Origin of the sequence: Paenibacillus sp. W2I17 (assembly GCF_030815985.1) — a bacterium.
Taxonomy (GTDB): domain Bacteria; phylum Bacillota; class Bacilli; order Paenibacillales; family Paenibacillaceae; genus Paenibacillus.
In genome coordinates this window covers 6549441-6569101 of sequence record NZ_JAUSXM010000001.1, presented here as the reverse complement: position 1 = coordinate 6569101, position 19661 = coordinate 6549441, and the positions used below count along the sequence as shown (strand labels likewise).

The following is a 19661-nucleotide window of genomic DNA, read 5'->3' as shown; positions in this document are numbered from 1 at the left end:
TTCTCTCTCCTCCTGCTCAAATGGTGGCTACTCTGCCCTTGCTGTTCTCTTGAATCAGCTTCCAGATAGGATCTGTTAACGACAATTTGTCATGTCGAATGTAATGGGACGCGAGCCCCCGGATCGGATCACCTGCATAAAATTTTTCGTATAACAGATGTCTTGCGCCAAGCGGACTGCCGATGAGATCCCAAGCCAGCTTGAACAGCTCCACTTTTTTCTCTGCACTTACCGCAGCGCCTTCAAAATACAAATGCATAAATTCGGAAATCGGACCGTAGAAGTCCTCAATTCCGGAAGGGGTCTGAACAAAGCCACCTGCGCCGACTTGTTGAAGTACCTCAACAGCCCGTGGATAATATTTGGTTCCCAAACTTCGCGCCGTCTCTACATACGTCAGATCAGGAACGAGTACGCCTGCCGCATCAGGCACGGCTTTGGCCTCCGCTGCAATAATCAGCGCCTTGATTACGTCAATTTGTGTCAGCAGCTCCCCAAGTTTCTCCTGAATATGCAGAAATCCGGTTACGCCAATCGACTCAGCCACCGCAAAGGCCACACCCGTGACAAATTCCAGCTTGGCTACAAAGCGCACGACATTTTGGTGGAAGGCCAGTCCATTGGCTGTACGGTTCCCGCGAAGCTTCAGGACCTTGTCAGAATCGCCGTAGAGAAGCACCCTTTCCCAAGGAATCAGGACATCATCGAAAAAAAGGACTGCATCCATCTCATCGTATCGTGCACTGAGCGGATGATTGCGTTCTCCGGCATCAGCAAACGACTCCCTGCACACAATATGCAGTCCTGGTGAATTGGCGGGTACAATCAAGACATGCGCATGTTTCTGATGTCGGGTCTGAAATTGCAGGAACGAAAAGATCAGAAAGTCATGCGTATACGGTGCACCTGTCGCAATCATTTTGGCTCCCCTAACCACAACCCCTTCCGAAGTTTCCTTCACCACATGCAGAAATCGCTCTGCAATCCGCTGATCATCCAGCCCGCTGGAACGATCAATCTGGGGATCAATAATGGCTGTCGTCAGAAAGAGGTCGCGGTCTCTGGCCTCATGGTAATAGGTGCTGATTTTATCCGCAAATTGCGGGTCCAGGTCGGATAATTCGTGCCGGGCAGCATACCATCCGGTGACCATGGAACGGGCATAGTCGGATAACCGGCTCATCATGCCATTGGTGCTGGAAGACCAGACTGCAAAGGACTGACTGCGTTTGTTCAATTCGGCTGCTGTGTGCGGGATGAGAAATGAGCTGTGTGCATATCGCTCCTGTCCCTCAGGAGCATAGCCCACTTGCTCCCGTTGAAGAGGATCATCCAGCATATTAAACAGCTGCCTGATGGTGGATAGTGTGCCTTTAAAAGCCGCATGTTCGGAAATATTCTTCACCTGCTGCCCTTCCAGCCAGACACGTCGTCCATCCTCCAGACTGGATATGAAAGTATCTCCTCTCAAAATGTCACCCCTTACTTAAATTTTATTTTTCCGATTGATTTGCTATGTTTTATTGTTTATCATAGCTAATATCCATTGGATCGCAACAATCAATGAGTCCAAATTTGATGGTTAACAAACACAAATACTTGATCTGTTGGGCAACGTCAAAATAAACTACAATCCGGCTTGATTTGAAGGTGCCTGCATCTTAAGCGCATTCCCATGGATGCATTAAATACGGATCTAGACGATGTTGCTTAACCAACAAAAAATCCTAATCTGTTGTTTTGAGGTGATATGGAATGAATGAAACTCGAGGTGTCGACCGAAGAATTTACAGAACCCGTGTCATGATCTCTGAAGCTTTTTTGAAAATGATGAAGAAGCAGGATTACGCGGAAATCAGCATCGTGGACATTGCTGAACAAGCGAACATCAACCGTTCAACCTTCTACGCCCACTTTATAGACAAAGAGGATTTACTGGACAAGATGGTCAACGAGAAATTGGAGTTGCTGGAACATGTACTCAGTGAACGTTCTGCTACCATGGATGTGGCCCTTTCTTTTACCGAGCCTGACCCGATCTTTGCGGTCCTGTTTGAGCACATCTTTGAGCATGATGAGTTCTACCGGGTCATGCTACTGATCAATCCTGTCGGCAATTTCAGTACCCGGCTGAACGAGGTGATTAAAGCTTACTTTTTTCAACGGATTACCCAACTCGGGATGGATCAGAAGGTTCAGGTACCGCTGGACATTTTACTCGATCATCTCAGCTTCTCCACCAGCGGAATTATTCATAAATGGCTTGAAAACAACAAAGTATACTCTCCCCATCATATGGCTTTGCAGCTTACCCGTCTTGCCCGACTAGGTGTCTACACGGCCATGGGCGCGCAGACCCAGGATACACGCTCCCCCCATTCCTGACCTGCCTGTTCTGGAGCCAGAGGCTAACTTGACCAACCTCTTCTGAGAAAGCTACACGCAAAAACTGCCTTCCAAGCTGAAAATCAGCTCGAAAGACAGTTCACTGGAACACTATACATATCAACGTGTACTCAGGTAAGCAATACCCAGGCCGCCCGTAACCGGATTTGTATAGATTTCACAATCGACATCAAATACCTCACCAATCATCTCGCGAGTCAGAATATCCGCCGGTTTGCCATGGACCACAATCTGGCCCTTTTTCACCACATAGAGATAATCGCAATATTCTGCGGCGAGTTCGAGATCATGCAGCGCTGCCAATATGCCAATGCCGAGTCCACGGACAATATTTAAAATCTGAAGTTGGTATTTGATGTCCAGATGGTTCGTCGGCTCGTCCAGGATCAGGAATTGGGGTTGCTGTGCCAAGACACGCGCCAAGACCACACGCTGTTTCTCTCCACCAGACAGAGACACGTAATTGCGGTCTGCGTGTCCAGTCAGATGTACTTTTTCCAAAGCCTGCTCGACGATTTCGTGATCCCGTTCATTATCCGTCTCCAGCATTTTTTTATGTGGGGTACGGCCCATCATGACCATCTCGCGAACCGTAAAATCAAAACTCAATTCATTAAACTGGCCAACAACGCCCATGTGTCTGGATACAAGCTTTGGACTGGATTTGAGAATATCGGTATTTTCCAGAAAAACCTTACCTTGCTGCGGTTTGATCACTTTATAAATGCTCTTGAGCAGCGTTGACTTGCCACAACCATTGGGTCCGATCAGCCCAACGAACTGCTTGCCGTTCACCTGTAAAGAAATGTCCTTGATGATGTCCGTGTTCAGCACAGAGATGGATACATTTTCTACGTTCAGCTTCATGTTTAATTCCCTCCAAAACCGTAGCCTTTTTTGACCAGCATATACATAAACATTGGTGCACCAATCATGGCCGTAATAATACCGATTGGCAACTCCACGCTGGATATGAGGGATCGTGCAATAACATCCGTCCAGATGAGGAAAATGGCTCCAAACAGTACGGATACAGGCATCACTTTACGATGGTCGGAACCCACGAGACCTCTGACAATATGCGGAATAATGAGTCCGACAAAACCAATCATGCCACAGCTCGCCACCATAACACCTGTCACCAAAGCGGTTAACAGCATGTACACCCTGCGGTACACACTCAGATTAATGCCCAGCGTAACGGCTGCTTCATCCCCCAATAACATCGTATTAAGAACTCTGGACTGTAAAAGGAAAAATAGAATCGCTACCAGCACGACGATCCCTACGAGTGGAAGCTTGTTCCATCCGGAAGCCGCCAGGCTGCCCATGGTCCAGAATGTCACCGTTTTGATACCTTCAGCATTGTTGGCAAAATAAATAATAAAGTTCGAAAAAGCGCTGCATAAAGCGTTAATCACCATTCCGGCAAGCACCAGCTTGACCGACGTCATTTTCCCCCGAATCCCTGCCAAAGTCAGGACCAGTAAGGACGCACCCATCGCACCGGCAAAGGCCCAGAAAGCCACCCCCGTCTGGCCTAGCCACCCAATCGCACCGAATCCAATAAGAATTGCAAAGGTTGCTCCAAGTGAAGCGCCTGAGGATATACCTAGTATGTAAGGATCAGCGAGCGGATTCTGCACAGCAGCCTGCATAACAGCACCGCACAAGGCCAAACCTGCACCGATAAACATCGCCATCAGCACACGCGGGAAACGAATCTGCCAGATAATATCGGTAAAGGAACCTGCCTCAATGGGTGTTGTCCCCCACTGAAATCCCGTTAATTTGTATAAAAGAATACGATACGACTCCGCCAGTGGAATTTGTACCTGTCCAATGGAAACTGCAATACCTACGGATATAAGCGTAATCATGATTAAAGCTGCAATCAGTAAAGCAAACCCGGATTTACTATGAATCAGAGACTCTCTTTTCCCCATACGCTGTGTCTGAACCTGAACCGTCTGTGCCATCTCTTCCCCCATCAATTCGCGTAAAATGTAGAACAAATTAAATTTAGCTATTTACAACGTGTTTTCTCGGATTATAATTGAGAATGATTATCTTTGTCAATTTAAAACACATAGAAAAGGGGTTCATCATTTAATGAAATTCACATCCAGAACCATTGGCTTCGCTGCTCTAAGTCTTCTGTTACTGTTGCTTGCAGCCTGTTCGAATACTTCAACTTCTTCCCCTGCCGAAGAAACAACTTCAACAACTAACACGACAGAAACTTCAGCTTCTGCTGAGAATACTAATAAAACGACATATCCACTCACCATTGAGAACTTCACGATCTCGGGTGAGGGTGGCGAGTGGAAACCCAAAGTGCAAGTATTCGATAAAGCACCGGAACGTGTTGTTGCAAATACCCAATCTGCGGCTGAGATGCTCATCAAATTAGGTCTGACCGATAAAATGGTCGGTGTTGCTGCTCTATACGGTTCCGTTACACCCGATGTGGCTGATGATTTCGCCAGTATCCCGGTACTATCCAAGGATTATGTAGGTAAAGAGCTGGTTGTAGGTGCAAGCCCGGATCTGGTACTCGGACGGGGCGACCTGTTCGCTGATGCAGACTGGGGCGTGGGTACCGTCGATGGTTTGAATGACATGAATATCCGCACGTTCCTGCAAACGACGAATCACAGAGGTTCACTCGATAGCCTGTATAGCGATATTGCACAACTTGGGCAGATCTTCGATGTTCAAGAAAATGCCGCAACATTCACGGAAAGTCTGAAGACTCGTGTTGAAGCCATTAAGGCAAGTGTAGCCGATCAGCCTGAGCATACTTTTGCTTATATCGTACCCGCTACGGAAGACACCATTACGGTAAGCAGCATGCAGAACGATACGTATCAGCTCGATGCACTTGGCCTGCTGAAGCTGAAAAATACGTTTGATGGTGTGCAAGGTGAGGTTAGTGTTGAGCAACTGATCACAGCAAACCCGGACTACCTGCTCTTGTCCGCATATGCGGGTTCACCGGATATCGATAAGCTAATTGAGAACCTGTATGCCAACCCTGCCCTGCAAAGCATGAACGCGATCAAGAACAAACAAATCTATGTGACAGATTTCAGCCAGTTCTGGGGTTATGGATATCAAATACTGGACGGTATTGAGAAAATGGGACAGGAAATGAAAGCTAATCCAATTAAGAATTAAAATGAAATAAAAGCAAAGGAGCAGGAGAAGAAATTCTCACTGCTCTTTTGCTATACTGCGCATGCAATAAATTATGGATCAAAGCTTGACATTAGTTTGATAACAAACTATATTACACGTATGAAAACAAGAGACGCTATTTCACTCATATCCAAAATTAAAGAGAAGGTCAACCGCTTTATCCTGGCCGAGATGGCTGAGCAAGGAATCCAGGATCTCGCTACGTCCCATGGGGATATTATCTATGCCCTGTACAATAATCATAGGATGACTATGGCTGAAATCGCCAAAAAAATTGGTAAGGATAAATCCACGGTGACTGCACTTGTGGACAAATTGGTGCGGACAGGATACGTCGTTAAGGAGCGTGATGCAACAGATTCACGAGTTGTTCATGTGGCTTTGACTACAAAAGGAGAAGAATTAAAGCCTGTGTTCGAAGAAATATCGCAGCGCATACTGGACGTGTTCTATGCGGACGTTACGGAAGCGGAGAAAAAAGAACTGCTGCGAATTTTAATGAAAATTCATAGCAACTTCTAATTTTTTTTGGATGAATAGTTTGATATCAAACTAATATTTTAAAGGAGGTTTTTGGCATGACGGACTACACTCAATTGTTACCGGAACATGAGGTAAAGAAGATCGGAGAACATGATTTACACTTGGAAATATTCGAAGGCCCCCCTCTTCATGACGCCGAAGCAGCGACCAAGAAACCACCTCTCCTGTTTGTTCACGGTGCATACACAGGCAGTTGGATGTGGAGCAAATACATCCCCCACTTTGCCCAGCACGGTTGGACCTGTTATGTCATGAACCTGAGAAGTCACTACAAGAGTCGGGTCATGGACATGACAAAGATTACATTTGACGATTATTTGGAGGATATTCGTGAAGTATTGGCGGAGCTTAACGAACCTCCCGTTCTTATTGGCTTTAGTATGGGTGGGATCCTCAGTCAAAAGATTGCAGAAGACGCTACTCTGGCAGGCCTAGTTATTATTGACTCCAGTATAAGCAAGGAAGTTCATGGGGTAATGCCCTACCCGGGAAGCGATCGTATCACACCTGGGATCATCATTCCTGCGCCTGTCCGTGATGAACTGACCAGTATCGATGAGACGGCAGAAGACATTGCTTTTCAGCGTAAATATCTTCAGATGGAGTCTTCGAAGGCATTTAGCACATTTTCCGTGATGTTTGGAGCAGATGGTGGTGTATCCATTAATGGCGAGCTGATCCATTGCCCCAGCTTGGTGATCAAGGCTGTTTCCAGTGAAGACGAAGATCAGAGAGGAAAATTAACCGCCAAGCAGCTGGATGCTGCATATGCCGGACTGTGGGATACGACCCATACGGGTTTACTTGTAGGCCAACGGTACATGGAACCTGTCGATATCATCCTTGAATGGATGAACAGACAATACCCCTTTGAATTAACGGAAAAACTCACAAAATAAAATAAATATCATGTTAAAACTTCCATCTTACCTTTAATCCTGTATGCAAAAGTTTGAATTTTTCAGATAAGCTTATATGCATAGTTCTGGATAGGATTAAAATATAAGAAATGAGGTTTTGTACATGACCGCTCACACATCCCTCCCAAACCAAAGGGAGATTCCTTCCATATCTTCAAAACGCCTTCCGTGGGCTGGACTTCTTGCATTAGCCATGGCGGGATTTATTTGCATCCTCACTGAAAGTCTGCCTGCGGGACTGCTGCCGCAAATTGCAAAAGACTTGGGGATCACAGAGGCTCTTACCGGACAGTTGGTGACTCTTTATGCCATTGGATCACTTGTTGCTGCCATTCCCTTGACTGCTGCTACACGCGGATGGAGACGCCGACCTCTTCTGCTGGTATGTATTAGCGGCTTTCTTGTCTTTAACACCGTTACCGCCTTATCGTCAGATTACATCCTTACACTTGCTGCTCGTTTCATGGCAGGGGTCTCTGCGGGTGTGCTATGGGGAATGACAGCAGGTTATGCTCGTCGGATGGTCCCGGATTCGTTAAAAGGTAAAGCCATGGCCGTGGCTATGGTCGGCACACCGGTAGCACTAGCCCTTGGTGTTCCAATCGGTAGTTTTCTCAGTTCTTATATCGGCTGGCGCCTCATCTTCGGGATAGTATCTCTTCTGACCGTAGCTCTAATCGTATGGGTTCTCTGGAAAATGCCAGACTTTGCCGGAGAGCCCGCTGGGGAACGTCTTCCGCTGCATAAGGTGTTTTTAATTCCGGGAGTTAGGCCTATTCTGTTTGTTGTTCTGGCCTGGATGCTTGCCCATAACATTCTATACACCTATATTTCTCCCTACCTTGCCCAGACCGTATTTGCTAACAGAGTAGACTTGATTTTGCTCATTTTCGGTATTACTTCCATTGTTGGAATTTGGTTAACCGGAATGCTTATTGACCGGTTTTTGAGGAGATTGGTTATCATTAGCTTGGCATCATTCGCTCTGGCCTCTGTCGTGATGGGAATCGGTACTCATCAACCTGTCATTATTATTCTTGGCGTCATGATCTGGGGACTTACGTTTGGCGGGGCTGCCACACTGTTACAAACTGCCATCGCTCAAGCCGGAGGCAAAAGCACAGATGTCGCTCAATCGATGCTGGTTACAGCATGGAATCTGGCGATTGGCGGAGGAGGCATCATCGGGGGCATCCTTCTTGAAGTATTTGGAGCAGGATACCTTTCTGGGGCGCTGTTTATCTTGCTCATTCCTGCGTTACTTGTAGCTATACGTGCTTATAAATATGGATTTACCAGAGCAAATTAACAGGAAGACATGTTGCATGTGTTACACGCAGGAGAAAGAGGAGTTCACTTGATGTGGACTCCTCTTCTGTTTTTCATTGTAAAGACCACAATCTTATTCTGCCTGTGCCAGCAAATTTGGTCCTTCCACGAGATTCTTATGTGCAATTGGAGAAGACATGGTAATTAAAGTCATGTACGTACCATACGGATCACACTTATTCTCAAACTCCTCGAGTCCTTGAATGGTGTCAGTGAGGATCTTCAGCAAGTAATTGTATTCCCCGCTTATCCGATAACATTCCACAACTTCAGGTGACGCACGACAGAAATCCAGGAAAGGATAACAATCCCGGGTACGAAAAAGAACATAGGCTGTGCTCTGCTTGCCCAATTTGGAAGGGGAGATCACGGTTCGATATTCCTCGATTATTCCCTTTTCTTCCATTCGTTTGACTCGTTCAGTAACGGCGGGCTGAGATAACCCCACCAGTTTGCCTAGTTCGGTCATGGATAATCTCGCCTGATTCTCCAAGTGAAACAGGATATGCTGATCTATTTCATCCATATAACCCACTCCTTTAATTACATAAGATATATTCAGAAATTACCTTAAGTATATTCGTTAATTTATTATAACGCCTTTAATAAACCATGTAATACAAGATCCATCATTTATATAATAAACATAGTTACCACGAGAAATCAAATACATCAGTTGGTGAGAGGAAGATAAACATGGGAAAAGAAGACATGACGACATTGCATACTTATGTGGATGAAGCTATTGATCGCGCTCTAAGCGAAAAAAGAATCGTAGGAACAGTTGTACAGGTTGCATTAGGAGGGGAACTGGTATACAGCCGGGCTGCTGGTTTCGCAGACAGGGAGCAAAAGCGAACCATGTCGGAAAACGCTCTGTTTCGACTTGCTTCCGTAACCAAACCTATTGTATCGACAGCAGCTCTGGCATTAATCTCACAAGTAAAGCTGAGTCTGCATGATCCGGTGACCCGCTGGCTTCCTGCATTCCGGCCCAAACTTGCTAATGGTCAGGACGCTTCAATATCAGTACATCAGTTGATGACGCACACCGCAGGCTTGACATACCGTTTCTTCCAAGAAGACCAGGGAACCTATGAACTTGCAGGAGTATCGGACGGAATGGATTGGTCTGAAATTAGTCTGGAGGAGAATCTGCAAAGGCTGGCTTCTGCTCCTCTTCTGTATGAGCCAGGAAACATGTGGAGATATTCCATTGCGACAGATGTACTTGGTGCCGTTATCGAAAAGGTAACTGGGATGTCACTACGAGAAGCTGTTCAAACGCTGGTTACTCATCCACTCCACATGACCGACACTGACTTTGTTGCGGTGGATTCGGAACGATTGACAGCCGCATACGCTAATGGTTCTGAAGAACCGCGTCTCCTTCATAATGAGTTGGAGCTGATTCCTTTTATTGAGGGTACTGCTGGCTTCCGACTGTCACCCAATCGTGCGAACCATACTTCTGCTTACTTATCGGGCGGAGCGGGTATGGTTGGAAGTACCGGAGATTTTCTTACTTTACTTGAAGCATTGCGACAAGGAGGACAGCCTCTCCTTACAGAAGCCGTTGCGGCTGAGATGTCTACCAATCAAATCGGTGATCTCGTGATGCCATACTGGCCAGGCAGAGGGTTTGGCCTTGGTTTTACAGTACTTAAAGATCCTGTCGCAGCCGGTACACCGGAATCCCCGGGTACGTGGCGGATGGGTGGAACTTACGGCCATTCCTGGTTTGTTGATCCAAAAGAAGAACTTAGTGTTGCAGCATTCACCAACACGGCACTTGAAGGGATGTCGGGCCAGTATACCACCGATATCTGTGATGCCATCTATGCGAGCATTCGTGAAGGCAAAGAGGCTGCAAGAATTTAAATACGAATAACCGCCCAATATCATTGGGCGGCTTTATTTTGCAACGATGGTAAGACCTACTGTCTGTTATTACTCAAATTTCTCTTTTTAAAAAGGTAGATCCCCGCAACAAGAATAAACCACACCGGCGTAACAAATAGCGCCACTCGCGTGTCCTCAGCCAATGCCAATACTACTAGCACAAACGCCAGAAAAGCCAAAATTAAATAGTTTGAGAACGGATATAGTGGCAACTTAAAGCGACTGCGACTAGCCAGTTCCGGCTGAGTACGACGATATCTAAGATGACAGATCACCATGATGCCCCAGACAAAGATGAAGCATACAGTCGACACGCTCGTGATCAGTGTAAATACGCCCTCCGGCATCACATAGTTCAGCACAATCGCGATCAGAATAACAATCGTAGAGAAATACAGCGCATTGGAAGGGACTTTCCGCTTGTTCAGTCGTGCAAACGACTCAGGCGCGTTGTGATCTTTTGCCATGGAAAACACCATACGGCTTGTACTGAAAATGGCACTGTTACACGCCGAAGCCGCTGATGTTAACACAACGAAATTCACAATCCCTGCAGCGGCCGCAATACCTACAGCGGCAAACACCTGTACAAACGGACTTTCCGTAGGCACAATGGCGTTCCACGGGTAAATGCTCATAATAATCAGCAATGCGCCAACATAGAAGAGCAGTACCCGGATCGGAATCTGGTTAATTGCTCTCGGAATAACCTTCTCCGGGTTCTCCGTTTCCCCCGCTGTGAGTCCCACCAGTTCCATGCCTACAAATGCGAACACCACCATCTGGAACGATATGATGAACCCATGCAGTCCATTCGGGAACCATCCCCCATGACTCCACAGATTGGTGAAGCTCGCTGGACCCTGATCCGTGGTAAAACCTTTGAATATCATATATAAACCAACAATAATGAGTGCCAGAATAGCCACGACTTTAATCAGGGCAAACCAGAATTCCATCTCCCCAAACAACTTGACCGTTGCCAAGTTCATGATTAGTAAAATGACTAACGCAATTAACCCTGGCATCCACTGAGGTACATTCGGGAACCAAAACTGCGTATACAAACCCACTGCCGTAATATCAGCCATGGCAATGGAAATCCAGCAGAACCAATAGGTCCAGCCTGTAATAAATGCCGCCATATTTCCCAGGTAATCACGCACAAAATCGACAAAGGAATGATACTGCAAGTTGCTTAACAGCAGCTCCCCCAATGCACGCATGATCAGGAACAACACAACACCCGTAATGATGTAGGCCAGCAAGATGGATGGCCCTGTCAGCTGAATCGTTTTGCCTGCCCCGAGAAACAGACCTGTACCGATCGCACCTCCGATCGCCATCAACTGTACGTGCCTGTTCTTTAATCCCCTTGTTAACGTTTCTTGCTGCATGATCAACCACCACTCTCTTTCTGCACATGCTCTCTACGATGCAAAATATTATTACTCATCATATAATAATCTGCCCAGAATACATATCCCTCCCTTATATATTTTTTTGCACAGCAAAGAGGCCACCTTTGTAAGAGGTGACCTTTTGATACGCTCGTATTTCATGCCCTTTGCTTTTATAATATTGAGTTGCATCCGATCCATACTATCATCAGCCTATGTACATTCCTTTGTTATCCTCATGCCATGTCATGCTGATTATACATATCTATAGAAGTATACTAAAATATAAGCCAAGCATAGAGCGGCAACAACTAAAAAGGTAATCGCTAACGAACGTTCATTTTTCCAAATTCGAATAGCATTAGCAACATTAATTATGAATAACGCAATAAAGTTAATGATACCCGAGTTTGATTGAAAAGAGTTGATAACGATCATTATAAATCCTACGATCCAGATTAACAAAAACCACAGTGGAGTTTTCCGAAAAAGCTGCTTCATTATGATTTACTCCTTATATATTAAATTGGTCTGTGTATAAGATATTCTTCAACAGGAATTAAAATTCCTTTATTTAGGTCATAACCCCAAATAATTAATACTATTTAGATCCAATTTAAGTATCTTCACAGTAAAAAGGGCTCCCGATAAAGGCGCCCTCTGGTCTGTTCAGCAACTACTTTTGCTTATAAAACTCATGATACAGCTTCATTAACGCCCGCTTCTCAATCCGTGATACATAAGAACGTGAGATGCCCAGTTCCTTCGCAATTTCGCGTTGAGTTCGTTCCTCCCCGCCTGCTTCCAGGCCGAATCGACCGATCACAACTTCCTTCTCCCGATCATCCAGGATGTCGAGATTGCGATAAATTTTGCTTTTTTCAATCTTGAGCTGCACTTTATCTACAACGTCGTCGGCTTCTGTTCCGAGGATATCGATTAGCGTAATTTCGTTACCTTCTTTATCCGTACCGATGGGGTCATGCAGGGATACGTCTTTGCGTGTTTTCTTCAGGGAACGCAGATGCATAAGTATCTCATTTTCAATACACCTTGCAGCAAATGTGGCAAGCTTCGTGCCTTTGCCTTGTTGAAAACTTTCGATGGCTTTGATCAAACCAATGGTTCCGATGGAAATCAGATCCTCCTGATCTTCACCCGTATTGTCGAACTTCTTGACGATATGCGCGACGAGGCGCAGATTGTGTTCAATGAGCAGATTGCGAGAGTGAGCATTGCCTTCAGCCATAAGGCGCAAATGTTTGGCTTCATCACCCTCAGCCAGTGGCTGGGGGAACGCATTATTTTTGACATACGAGACGAGTAACGTTAACTCTTTAATGAATAGAGCAATTGCGGTAAACAATCCGGGCACAGATGACACCTCCTGCAGTTTTACAACGATCTGGCCTGAGCACATGTGGGAACAGGGTCGATCTATTGTATGTAGGCAGAGGCCCAGAAGTGCACGTACACTTGAAAAAGGGGATGATCTTGCGAAGATTTCACAGACTCACAGAAACTATGGAGCCCACCCGCTGAAGCAGGAGAAATTCTTTTTCCACACTTTCGATAAAATACTTCTTTTCACCAAATAGGACAACATCATTCTGGGCTAATGAAACATCGCTTTTAAAATAGATCACATTGTCCGTTTCCCGAAACGCACCTTTGTAATAAAACATCAGATCCCTCTCCTTCATAACAGTACCTATGTAATAAATTAAACCAATACTTACACTCTCATTAACCCCATCCCCAAAATTAAAAATACCCATGTGCTCCTTTTAGATGACTCGATTCATAACAAAAACCCCAGCTCTGTACGAAACAGAACTGAGGCTGCGGTTCATCCAATATGAATACCGGTTAATCACTTGAAGATTCGTTGTGAGAACTGATACAGGCCGCTGTTCCAGACAGATGGTTCGTGTCCACCTACATCCTGATACCATGTATGCGGAATGTTCATGCTGCTCAGACCGTTTTTAAAGTTCTGGCTGACCCATAACAGGCCGTCACTTGATCCACAGGAGATCCACAACAATTTGAGTTGGCTAGCGACTTGTCCCGGGTTGGAAACCAGCTGTGATACAGATTGCGTATTCGGTGCGGCCGAGAAGGCCCCCACCCAGGCGAAGGTATTCAGATTTCTCAATCCGAAGTTAAGCGACTGCCCACCACCCATGGACAGACCGGCCAACGCACGACTATTACGGTCTTTGTACACCGGATAATTGGCCTCGATATGAGGAATCAGATCCTTGAGCAGGTCTTGCTCAAACCGTTCAAATGCAGCCACTTTGTCCGGAGCAAAAATGTCACCGACTGGACGGTCGTCCTTCATGGCACGGCCATTTGGCATAACAACGATCATCTGGGACAGCTTACCTTCCGAATACAGGTTGTCCAGAATGTTCTTTGGCTTCATTGCATTGACCCACTCATACTCATCCCCGCCGATGCCGTGCAGGAGATACAGGACGTTATACTTTTTATTCGGAGAATATCCTGGCGGTGTATATACCGTCGCTTTCCGTGTATTGCCTACCGTTGTGGAGTAATAGGATATCAGATTGGTATTTCCGTGCGGAATATTGTTTCGATAGCCATCATAACCCGGTGGTGCCGGCACCACCGGAGTGTTAGCCAGCGCATTTTGCCCGGTATTATCCATGGTGCCGGTCGCTCCCTGATCTATCACCGCCTGAATGGGGGTTGGAGCTGCAGTTTCCTGCATATCCGCTGCAGACACCATCGTTGGTACAAGGAGTGCTGCTGTGATGGAGAGACTCAGAATCTTGGACAGACGTTTTTTCATTAATATCAATCTCCTTTGGAATATGATTTTAAACCGTGTACGAACCTCATAACAGGTCTTTCAGACCACACAAACCCCAATTGAAAGCCCTTACATTTTAAAACGAAGTTCCTCCTTTCCACGCATGAATACGGACCACTATCCTTCACCTTTCCCAATACGGAAGTAACATCCGTGATCCATAATTTACAATCAATTCCAATTACATCTTTATTATATCACCTCACAAGGCCTGTACATCATCAAAAAACTTAAATAACTATATCTTATAGTTTAAAAAGTATACTTCTTCACACCACCAGACCGTCTATTCGCTCCCCTACTCCGGATCTCATCATGATATAAAAAAGCCTCAACTCTCCGTGTTCAACGGAAGAATTGAGGCAAACCGATTTCATTTTCAACTTGCTGACGCTGCCTCTGCAACCTGGGCAACCTCTGGCCCATGATGTTTACGCTCCATGAACAGACCGAAGAGCAGTCCTAGCAAACCTAATCCGGCAATAACTGCGGCATACAAAGGTACAGATATAAGTCCCGTATGGGTAATTGCATAACCGCCCAGATAGGCACCACCTGCATTCCCCAGGTTAAATGCGGAGTGACTTGATGTTGTCGCCAGCAGCGGTGCTTCGCGGGTCATATTCATGATTCGAATCTGCAATCCTGGCATAATGCCAAAAGCCGCAACGCCCCACAAGAATATAGTGATTACCGCGAAATAAGGATTATCTAGGGTAAGCGTAAGTGCAGCCAGAAGCACCGCCAGTATCCCAAAATTGACGATCAGAGAAGGCATCAGCTTCCAGTCCGCCAGACGGCCGCCAACCATGTTCCCCAAGGTAACACCGAAGCCAAACAATACCAGAATCCAAGTCACATTCTGCTCGGCAAAACCACTAATATCCACAAGCATGGGCGTGATGTACGTGAATACAGCGAACAGACTCCCACATCCCATCGCTCCAACAAGCAGAACCAATAATACTTGGGGACGAACCAGATTCCGGAATTGCTGTCCGAGGTTTGCTGGTGCTCCTTGCGGGAGCACGGGAATGAAACGAATGATACCAATCAACGAAATGATGCCCAAGATCGTAATCGCCCCGAAGGATGACCGCCATCCGAGCTGTTGCCCGATAAATGTACCAAACGGAACGCCAATGATGTTGGCAATCGTTAGCCCCGCGAGAACAACCGATACCGCTCCTGCCCTTCTCTCGGGCGCAACAAGCCGCGTCGCCATGATTGAACCTACACCAAGGAACGTACCATGAGCAAATGCCGTTAAGATCCGTGCTGAGATTAGCAATCCGTATGTGGGAGCAATAACGGACAATGCGTTCCCGATAATGAAAATGCACATCAGCAGCACCAGCAGTTTTTTCTGCGGAATCTTGTGTGTAAATACGGTCAAAATCGGCGCACCTACCGCTACACCAAGCGCATATCCCGTAATGAGTTGTCCTGCCTGCGGAATACTTACATTCAGATCTGTCGCTACATTAGGCAGTAAGCCCATAATAATAAACTCAGTCATACCAATCGCAAAAGCTCCTATCGTCAGGCATAACAGGGATAATGGAAACGCCCCTCGTTTACCTGACGGTGAAACCTGTGGTTGTACTGTGTGTCCAGTCGTGCTCATAGATGTTCTCTTCTCCTGTCTCTTAATCAACGATTTTCTGTCGCCTTCAACCACAAGGCATCTGTTAGTTGTTTGAACGTTTCACGCATGGCCAGCTTGTCCCGCCAGTGTGCCGGAATACCACTCAGTCCATAATAAGCACCTGCGATCTGCCCATACACAGCACCTGTAGTGTCCGCATCATCACCCAGATTAACAGCTAACAACGCACCTTCTTCAAAGCTTGACGACTTATGGAACGCCCATAGTGCTGCCTCAAGTGAACGGACCACATAACCACTGCCCTTAATTTCCGGCGGTTCTTTGCTCTGATAGGAACCCATAACAACCTCTTCAATAGCGGGCGAAAAAGTAGGTTCTTCCCTCCACTGTCTGCATGTCTCCGGCATCAGCATGACGTTTTTGTCCGCTCCGCGCAGACCAGCAACAATTATGGCGGCTAGCACTTCACATGCTTCCACACTTTCCGTTGCAGCATGTGTTGTCCGGGAGCTCAGCCCGGCATAACGAACCGCCTCGTTTGGTTGATTAGCGTAAGCCATCGCGACAGGTGCAAGCCTCATAATAGAGCCATTGCCTGCCGTCATCGGGTCCGTTGATCCACTGTAGGCTTCTCCAGTTATCTCAAACCTCTCCAAGGCACTTCGTGTGGCCCCGCCGATATCAAAGCAATCGCCTGTACTGCTCATATACCCGACCTTGTACCAATTGGTGTATCTGCGCATCTGATCCGCAGGATCAAAGTTTTCATTGCGCACCAGACTTTGTGCCAGACACAGAGCCATGGATGTATCATCTGTCCACTGCCCTGCCTCCAGCCCGAATACGCCGCCACCCACGATATCCGTTACGGGTTCAAACGTGCCCGGGCTACTAAATTCCACGGTAGTTCCCAACGCATCACCCACTGCAAGCCCGATGAAGCAGCCATTGAAACGGTCCTTTTGCAACATGCTTGTCTTCCTCCCTTACTCCATATACTTTCAGAATCTTTCTTCCATTCTCCCACAGGGCCTGATCTGGCGTGAAGCTAATAAAATCCAATAAATTAATCTCCATTTCTTCTATTATAAAAGTGTCGAAAGCTGTAGAACGGCCAGAATAGCAAATTTTCATAAAAAAAGTTTTATTTTTTGGAGCTGTAAAAACAGTTTATTCAGTACACCGCTTACATGCAAAAGGGTTAACGGTTTGCAATGTTTATCATTTTCTGAAAACAAATCATACATGTGAAAATTTTCAATGTAAACAATCATAACGCGCTTGACCCCTCCGTTTGTCCTATGTTACGGTTTTATTAGCTTAAAACGCATATTTTTTCCCAAATCAATATTCATTTTCGGTTTATCACGTCAACTAATATCCCGCAGGCAATGAATACAGGGGGAAAATTTGCAGAAAATTTTCATTATATTTTATCCCCAAACTAATTCTGAAACAGGAGGAACAAATTTATGATTAAGGCACTGGTGTTTGATTTCGACGGAACGATTATTGATACAGAGACAGCATGGTATATTGCTTTTCGTGATGCTTACAAGGAACACGGCGTAGATTTAACCCTGGAGATGTATTCACAATGCATCGGTACCAGTCTGAAAACATTTAATCCATATGAGTACCTCATCACAGATTTGAATCTTCCGATCGATCGGGAAGCGTTCAGGGAATCCGTTCAGTTGCAGCACGCTGTATTGATGAACAAAGAAAAGGTGCGTCCTGGTATTCAGGAATATCTTGAACAAGCACGTGAAGCCGGACTAAAACTCGCTGTAGCCTCCAGCTCCAAACGGGAGTGGGTTGAACAGCATCTGGAACAACTGAAACTGAAAGATTATTTTGAAGTCATTCGAACGGCAGATGATGTTGCAAATGTGAAGCCTGACCCGGAACTCTACACTCAAGCGCTTGAAGCCCTTGGAGTAACTGCAGACGAAGCCGTAGCGATTGAGGATTCACCTAACGGCGCGCGTGCAGCTGCTGCGGCTGGTATGCACTGCGTAGTCATATCGAATACCATCACAGGAACACTGGAATTCGATATGACTCACCAACGGCTATCTTGCTTGACCGACCTTACATTTAATGATTTGATTTCGAAGCCACTCGTCACTACCGTCTAAGGTCTGCACGAATTTCGCGATTAAATCCTTAAAGGGGGAGTTCACACATGAAAGCTGTACATTTTGGTGCGGGCAATATAGGCCGCGGTTTTATCGGTCATATGTTGTCCGCTTCCGATTACAAAGTCTGCTTTGTCGCACGTAACCCGAAGAAAATCTCCATGCTTCAAGAGAGACAGGAATATCCGATTACACTTGCCAATAACGATCAGGACACTACGATTGTCAACAATGTGACGGCTATCAATGTGAGTGAGCAGAATCTGGTTGCTGAAGAGATCGCTTCAGCCGATGTGATCACAACCGCGGTGGGGGTATCTGCACTCGGAGATATCGCCGAACCGATCGCCAAAGGCATTCAACTTCGCATGAAAAAAAATAATCAGGCTCCACTGCATATTATCGCTTGCGAAAATGCCATCGGTGGTAGCACCAGGCTGAAGAAACGCATCTATCCATTTCTGGATGAACAAACTCGCAAAAAAGCCGAACGTTATGTTTCTTTCCCCAATGCAGCTGTGGACCGGATTGTTCCGGCTCAAAACCACAAAGACCCGCTGCAGGTCACTGTTGAACCTTTTTACGAATGGGTCGTTCATCGTCCAGCACTTCTGGATGGTTTTAAGAAAATAGATGGCGTCCACTATGTGGATTCGCTTGAACCTTACATTGAACGTAAAATGTTTACGGTAAATACAGGCCACTGTGTCGCCGCATACTTCGGCTATCTCGAAGGATTCAAGACGATCCGCCAGGTGATGAGTAATTCCACCCTGCGGGCCAAAGTGCGCCATGTTATGGAAGAGACCGGTCAGATGCTCATCCAGAAGCACGGATTCAACGCTCAGAAGCATAACAAATATATCGACACCATACTGGAACGCTTCGCCAATCCCAACCTGACGGATCAGGTCACCCGGGTTGGACGTTCCCCCCTTCGCAAGCTTTCGCCTCACGATCGGCTTGTTCGCCCAGCGCTGCAGGCCAGTGAATTCGGAATTGAAATTCCTCATTTAACTTCTGCTATGGCGGCCTCAATGTTGTTCAATGACAAGCGCGACGAGGAAGCCATGAAGCTACAACACATGATTCGCGAAGATGGCGTCTCCGCCTTCATCCGTGAACGCATGGGAATTCCCGACGAACATCCCGTTCATAAGAATGTAATCGCCCGTTATCAGGAACTCAGATGGCGCAAGGAATCGACTATACTAACCTGAGTAAATGATCAGGACATGGGTTCGATCCTGCAAACTGAATAGAAGCACGGCCAAGAAGCCGGGAGGAACCTATGCAGCTGCATCGCTCCTTCCGGCTATTTGTCTATGCACGGCGTGGCACGGCACGGTACATTCTATCTATATTGTA

18 protein-coding genes are annotated in these 19661 nt (G+C 46.3%); 8 read left to right on the top strand and 10 right to left on the bottom strand.

Annotated features, from left to right (window positions below; all coding sequences use genetic code 11):
* Positions 1 to 16: 16 nt before the first annotated feature.
* Positions 17 to 1471 carry a 4-hydroxyphenylacetate 3-hydroxylase family protein gene (locus QF041_RS29240; protein WP_307416653.1) on the bottom strand — a complete coding sequence of 485 codons (1455 nt, stop codon included), beginning with the start codon at positions 1469 to 1471 and terminating at the stop codon, positions 17 to 19.
* 284 nt (positions 1472 to 1755) lie between these two features.
* Between QF041_RS29240 and QF041_RS29235 the strand changes: the two genes are divergently transcribed.
* Positions 1756 to 2385 carry a TetR/AcrR family transcriptional regulator gene (locus tag QF041_RS29235; RefSeq protein ID WP_307416652.1) on the top strand — a complete coding sequence of 210 codons (630 nt, stop codon included), beginning with the start codon at positions 1756 to 1758 and terminating at the stop codon, positions 2383 to 2385.
* Between the two features lie 120 nt (positions 2386 to 2505).
* Here QF041_RS29235 and QF041_RS29230 read toward each other — a convergent pair whose 3' ends face one another.
* Entirely contained in the window at positions 2506 to 3273 is a 768-nt protein-coding gene (locus QF041_RS29230) for an ABC transporter ATP-binding protein (protein ID WP_307416651.1), read from the bottom strand.
* Positions 3274 to 3275: 2 nt separating this feature from the next.
* Complete coding sequence (locus QF041_RS29225; protein ID WP_211081028.1) at positions 3276 to 4352, bottom strand: FecCD family ABC transporter permease; 1077 nt, start codon at positions 4350 to 4352, stop codon at positions 3276 to 3278.
* Positions 4353 to 4518: 166 nt separating this feature from the next.
* Between QF041_RS29225 and QF041_RS29220 the strand changes: the two genes are divergently transcribed.
* The 4 genes from QF041_RS29220 (at position 4519) to QF041_RS29205 (ending at position 8379) form a co-directional block, all read left to right on the top strand.
* On the top strand, positions 4519 to 5586 hold the full coding sequence (locus QF041_RS29220) for an ABC transporter substrate-binding protein (protein ID WP_307416649.1): 1068 nt from the start codon (positions 4519 to 4521) through the stop codon (positions 5584 to 5586).
* Positions 5587 to 5682: 96 nt separating this feature from the next.
* Positions 5683 to 6129 carry a MarR family winged helix-turn-helix transcriptional regulator gene (locus tag QF041_RS29215; protein WP_307416648.1) on the top strand — a complete coding sequence of 149 codons (447 nt, stop codon included), beginning with the start codon at positions 5683 to 5685 and terminating at the stop codon, positions 6127 to 6129.
* Between the two features lie 56 nt (positions 6130 to 6185).
* Positions 6186 to 7049 (top strand): alpha/beta hydrolase, encoded by an 864-nt coding sequence (locus tag QF041_RS29210; protein ID WP_307416647.1) that lies wholly within the window; start codon positions 6186 to 6188, stop codon positions 7047 to 7049.
* A gap of 124 nt (positions 7050 to 7173) precedes the next feature.
* Positions 7174 to 8379, top strand: coding sequence for an MFS transporter (locus QF041_RS29205; RefSeq protein WP_307416646.1), 1206 nt, complete (start codon positions 7174 to 7176; stop codon positions 8377 to 8379).
* Positions 8380 to 8472: 93 nt separating this feature from the next.
* Here QF041_RS29205 and QF041_RS29200 read toward each other — a convergent pair whose 3' ends face one another.
* Complete coding sequence (locus QF041_RS29200) at positions 8473 to 8925, bottom strand: Lrp/AsnC family transcriptional regulator (RefSeq protein WP_145323415.1); 453 nt, start codon at positions 8923 to 8925, stop codon at positions 8473 to 8475.
* 170 nt (positions 8926 to 9095) lie between these two features.
* Here QF041_RS29200 and QF041_RS29195 point away from each other — a divergent pair, with 170 nt between their 5' ends.
* The gene (locus QF041_RS29195) at positions 9096 to 10280 is read left to right on the top strand and encodes a serine hydrolase domain-containing protein (RefSeq protein WP_307416645.1); all 1185 of its coding nucleotides are present in this window, start codon (positions 9096 to 9098) and stop codon (positions 10278 to 10280) included.
* Between the two features lie 56 nt (positions 10281 to 10336).
* Here QF041_RS29195 and QF041_RS29190 read toward each other — a convergent pair whose 3' ends face one another.
* The 6 genes from QF041_RS29190 to QF041_RS29165 form a co-directional block, all read right to left on the bottom strand.
* Positions 10337 to 11698 (bottom strand): amino acid permease, encoded by a 1362-nt coding sequence (locus QF041_RS29190; protein WP_307416643.1) that lies wholly within the window; start codon positions 11696 to 11698, stop codon positions 10337 to 10339.
* 679 nt (positions 11699 to 12377) lie between these two features.
* Entirely contained in the window at positions 12378 to 13076 is a 699-nt protein-coding gene (gene sigK / locus QF041_RS29185) for an RNA polymerase sporulation sigma factor SigK (RefSeq protein WP_047843844.1), read from the bottom strand.
* A gap of 130 nt (positions 13077 to 13206) precedes the next feature.
* Positions 13207 to 13479 carry a hypothetical protein gene (locus QF041_RS29180; RefSeq protein WP_307416642.1) on the bottom strand — a complete coding sequence of 91 codons (273 nt, stop codon included), beginning with the start codon at positions 13477 to 13479 and terminating at the stop codon, positions 13207 to 13209.
* 95 nt (positions 13480 to 13574) lie between these two features.
* Complete coding sequence (locus QF041_RS29175) at positions 13575 to 14522, bottom strand: alpha/beta hydrolase (protein WP_307416641.1); 948 nt, start codon at positions 14520 to 14522, stop codon at positions 13575 to 13577.
* 400 nt (positions 14523 to 14922) lie between these two features.
* A complete protein-coding gene (locus QF041_RS29170; RefSeq protein ID WP_307416640.1) occupies positions 14923 to 16170 on the bottom strand; it encodes an MFS transporter in 1248 nt (415 codons plus the stop codon).
* A gap of 26 nt (positions 16171 to 16196) precedes the next feature.
* The gene (locus QF041_RS29165) at positions 16197 to 17123 is read right to left on the bottom strand and encodes an ADP-ribosylglycohydrolase family protein (RefSeq protein ID WP_307416639.1); all 927 of its coding nucleotides are present in this window, start codon (positions 17121 to 17123) and stop codon (positions 16197 to 16199) included.
* A gap of 501 nt (positions 17124 to 17624) precedes the next feature.
* Between QF041_RS29165 and QF041_RS29160 the strand changes: the two genes are divergently transcribed.
* Both QF041_RS29160 and QF041_RS29155 read left to right on the top strand, forming a co-directional pair.
* Complete coding sequence (locus QF041_RS29160) at positions 17625 to 18293, top strand: HAD family hydrolase (RefSeq protein WP_307416638.1); 669 nt, start codon at positions 17625 to 17627, stop codon at positions 18291 to 18293.
* Positions 18294 to 18340: 47 nt separating this feature from the next.
* Positions 18341 to 19513, top strand: coding sequence for a mannitol-1-phosphate 5-dehydrogenase (locus QF041_RS29155; protein ID WP_307416637.1), 1173 nt, complete (start codon positions 18341 to 18343; stop codon positions 19511 to 19513).
* Positions 19514 to 19661: the final 148 nt, after the last annotated feature.

Excerpts from the sequence above, each read along its gene's own strand:
- QF041_RS29235 (WP_307416652.1), top strand. The coding sequence starts at position 1,756 with ATGAATGAAACTCGAGGTGTCGACCGAAGAATTTACAGAACCCGTGTC.
- QF041_RS29230 (WP_307416651.1), bottom strand. The coding sequence starts at position 3,273 with ATGAAGCTGAACGTAGAAAATGTATCCATCTCTGTGCTGAACACGGAC.
- QF041_RS29225 (WP_211081028.1), bottom strand. The coding sequence starts at position 4,352 with ATGGGGAAAAGAGAGTCTCTGATTCATAGTAAATCCGGGTTTGCTTTA.
- QF041_RS29220 (WP_307416649.1), top strand. The coding sequence starts at position 4,519 with ATGAAATTCACATCCAGAACCATTGGCTTCGCTGCTCTAAGTCTTCTG.
- QF041_RS29210 (WP_307416647.1), top strand. The coding sequence starts at position 6,186 with ATGACGGACTACACTCAATTGTTACCGGAACATGAGGTAAAGAAGATC.
- QF041_RS29205 (WP_307416646.1), top strand. The coding sequence starts at position 7,174 with ATGACCGCTCACACATCCCTCCCAAACCAAAGGGAGATTCCTTCCATA.
- QF041_RS29200 (WP_145323415.1), bottom strand. The coding sequence starts at position 8,925 with ATGGATGAAATAGATCAGCATATCCTGTTTCACTTGGAGAATCAGGCG.
- QF041_RS29195 (WP_307416645.1), top strand. The coding sequence starts at position 9,096 with ATGGGAAAAGAAGACATGACGACATTGCATACTTATGTGGATGAAGCT.
- QF041_RS29190 (WP_307416643.1), bottom strand. The coding sequence starts at position 11,698 with ATGCAGCAAGAAACGTTAACAAGGGGATTAAAGAACAGGCACGTACAG.
- QF041_RS29180 (WP_307416642.1), bottom strand. The coding sequence starts at position 13,479 with ATGGGTATTTTTAATTTTGGGGATGGGGTTAATGAGAGTGTAAGTATT.
- QF041_RS29175 (WP_307416641.1), bottom strand. The coding sequence starts at position 14,522 with ATGAAAAAACGTCTGTCCAAGATTCTGAGTCTCTCCATCACAGCAGCA.
- QF041_RS29170 (WP_307416640.1), bottom strand. The coding sequence starts at position 16,170 with ATGAGCACGACTGGACACACAGTACAACCACAGGTTTCACCGTCAGGT.
- QF041_RS29165 (WP_307416639.1), bottom strand. The coding sequence starts at position 17,123 with ATGTTGCAAAAGGACCGTTTCAATGGCTGCTTCATCGGGCTTGCAGTG.
- QF041_RS29160 (WP_307416638.1), top strand. The coding sequence starts at position 17,625 with ATGATTAAGGCACTGGTGTTTGATTTCGACGGAACGATTATTGATACA.
- QF041_RS29155 (WP_307416637.1), top strand. The coding sequence starts at position 18,341 with ATGAAAGCTGTACATTTTGGTGCGGGCAATATAGGCCGCGGTTTTATC.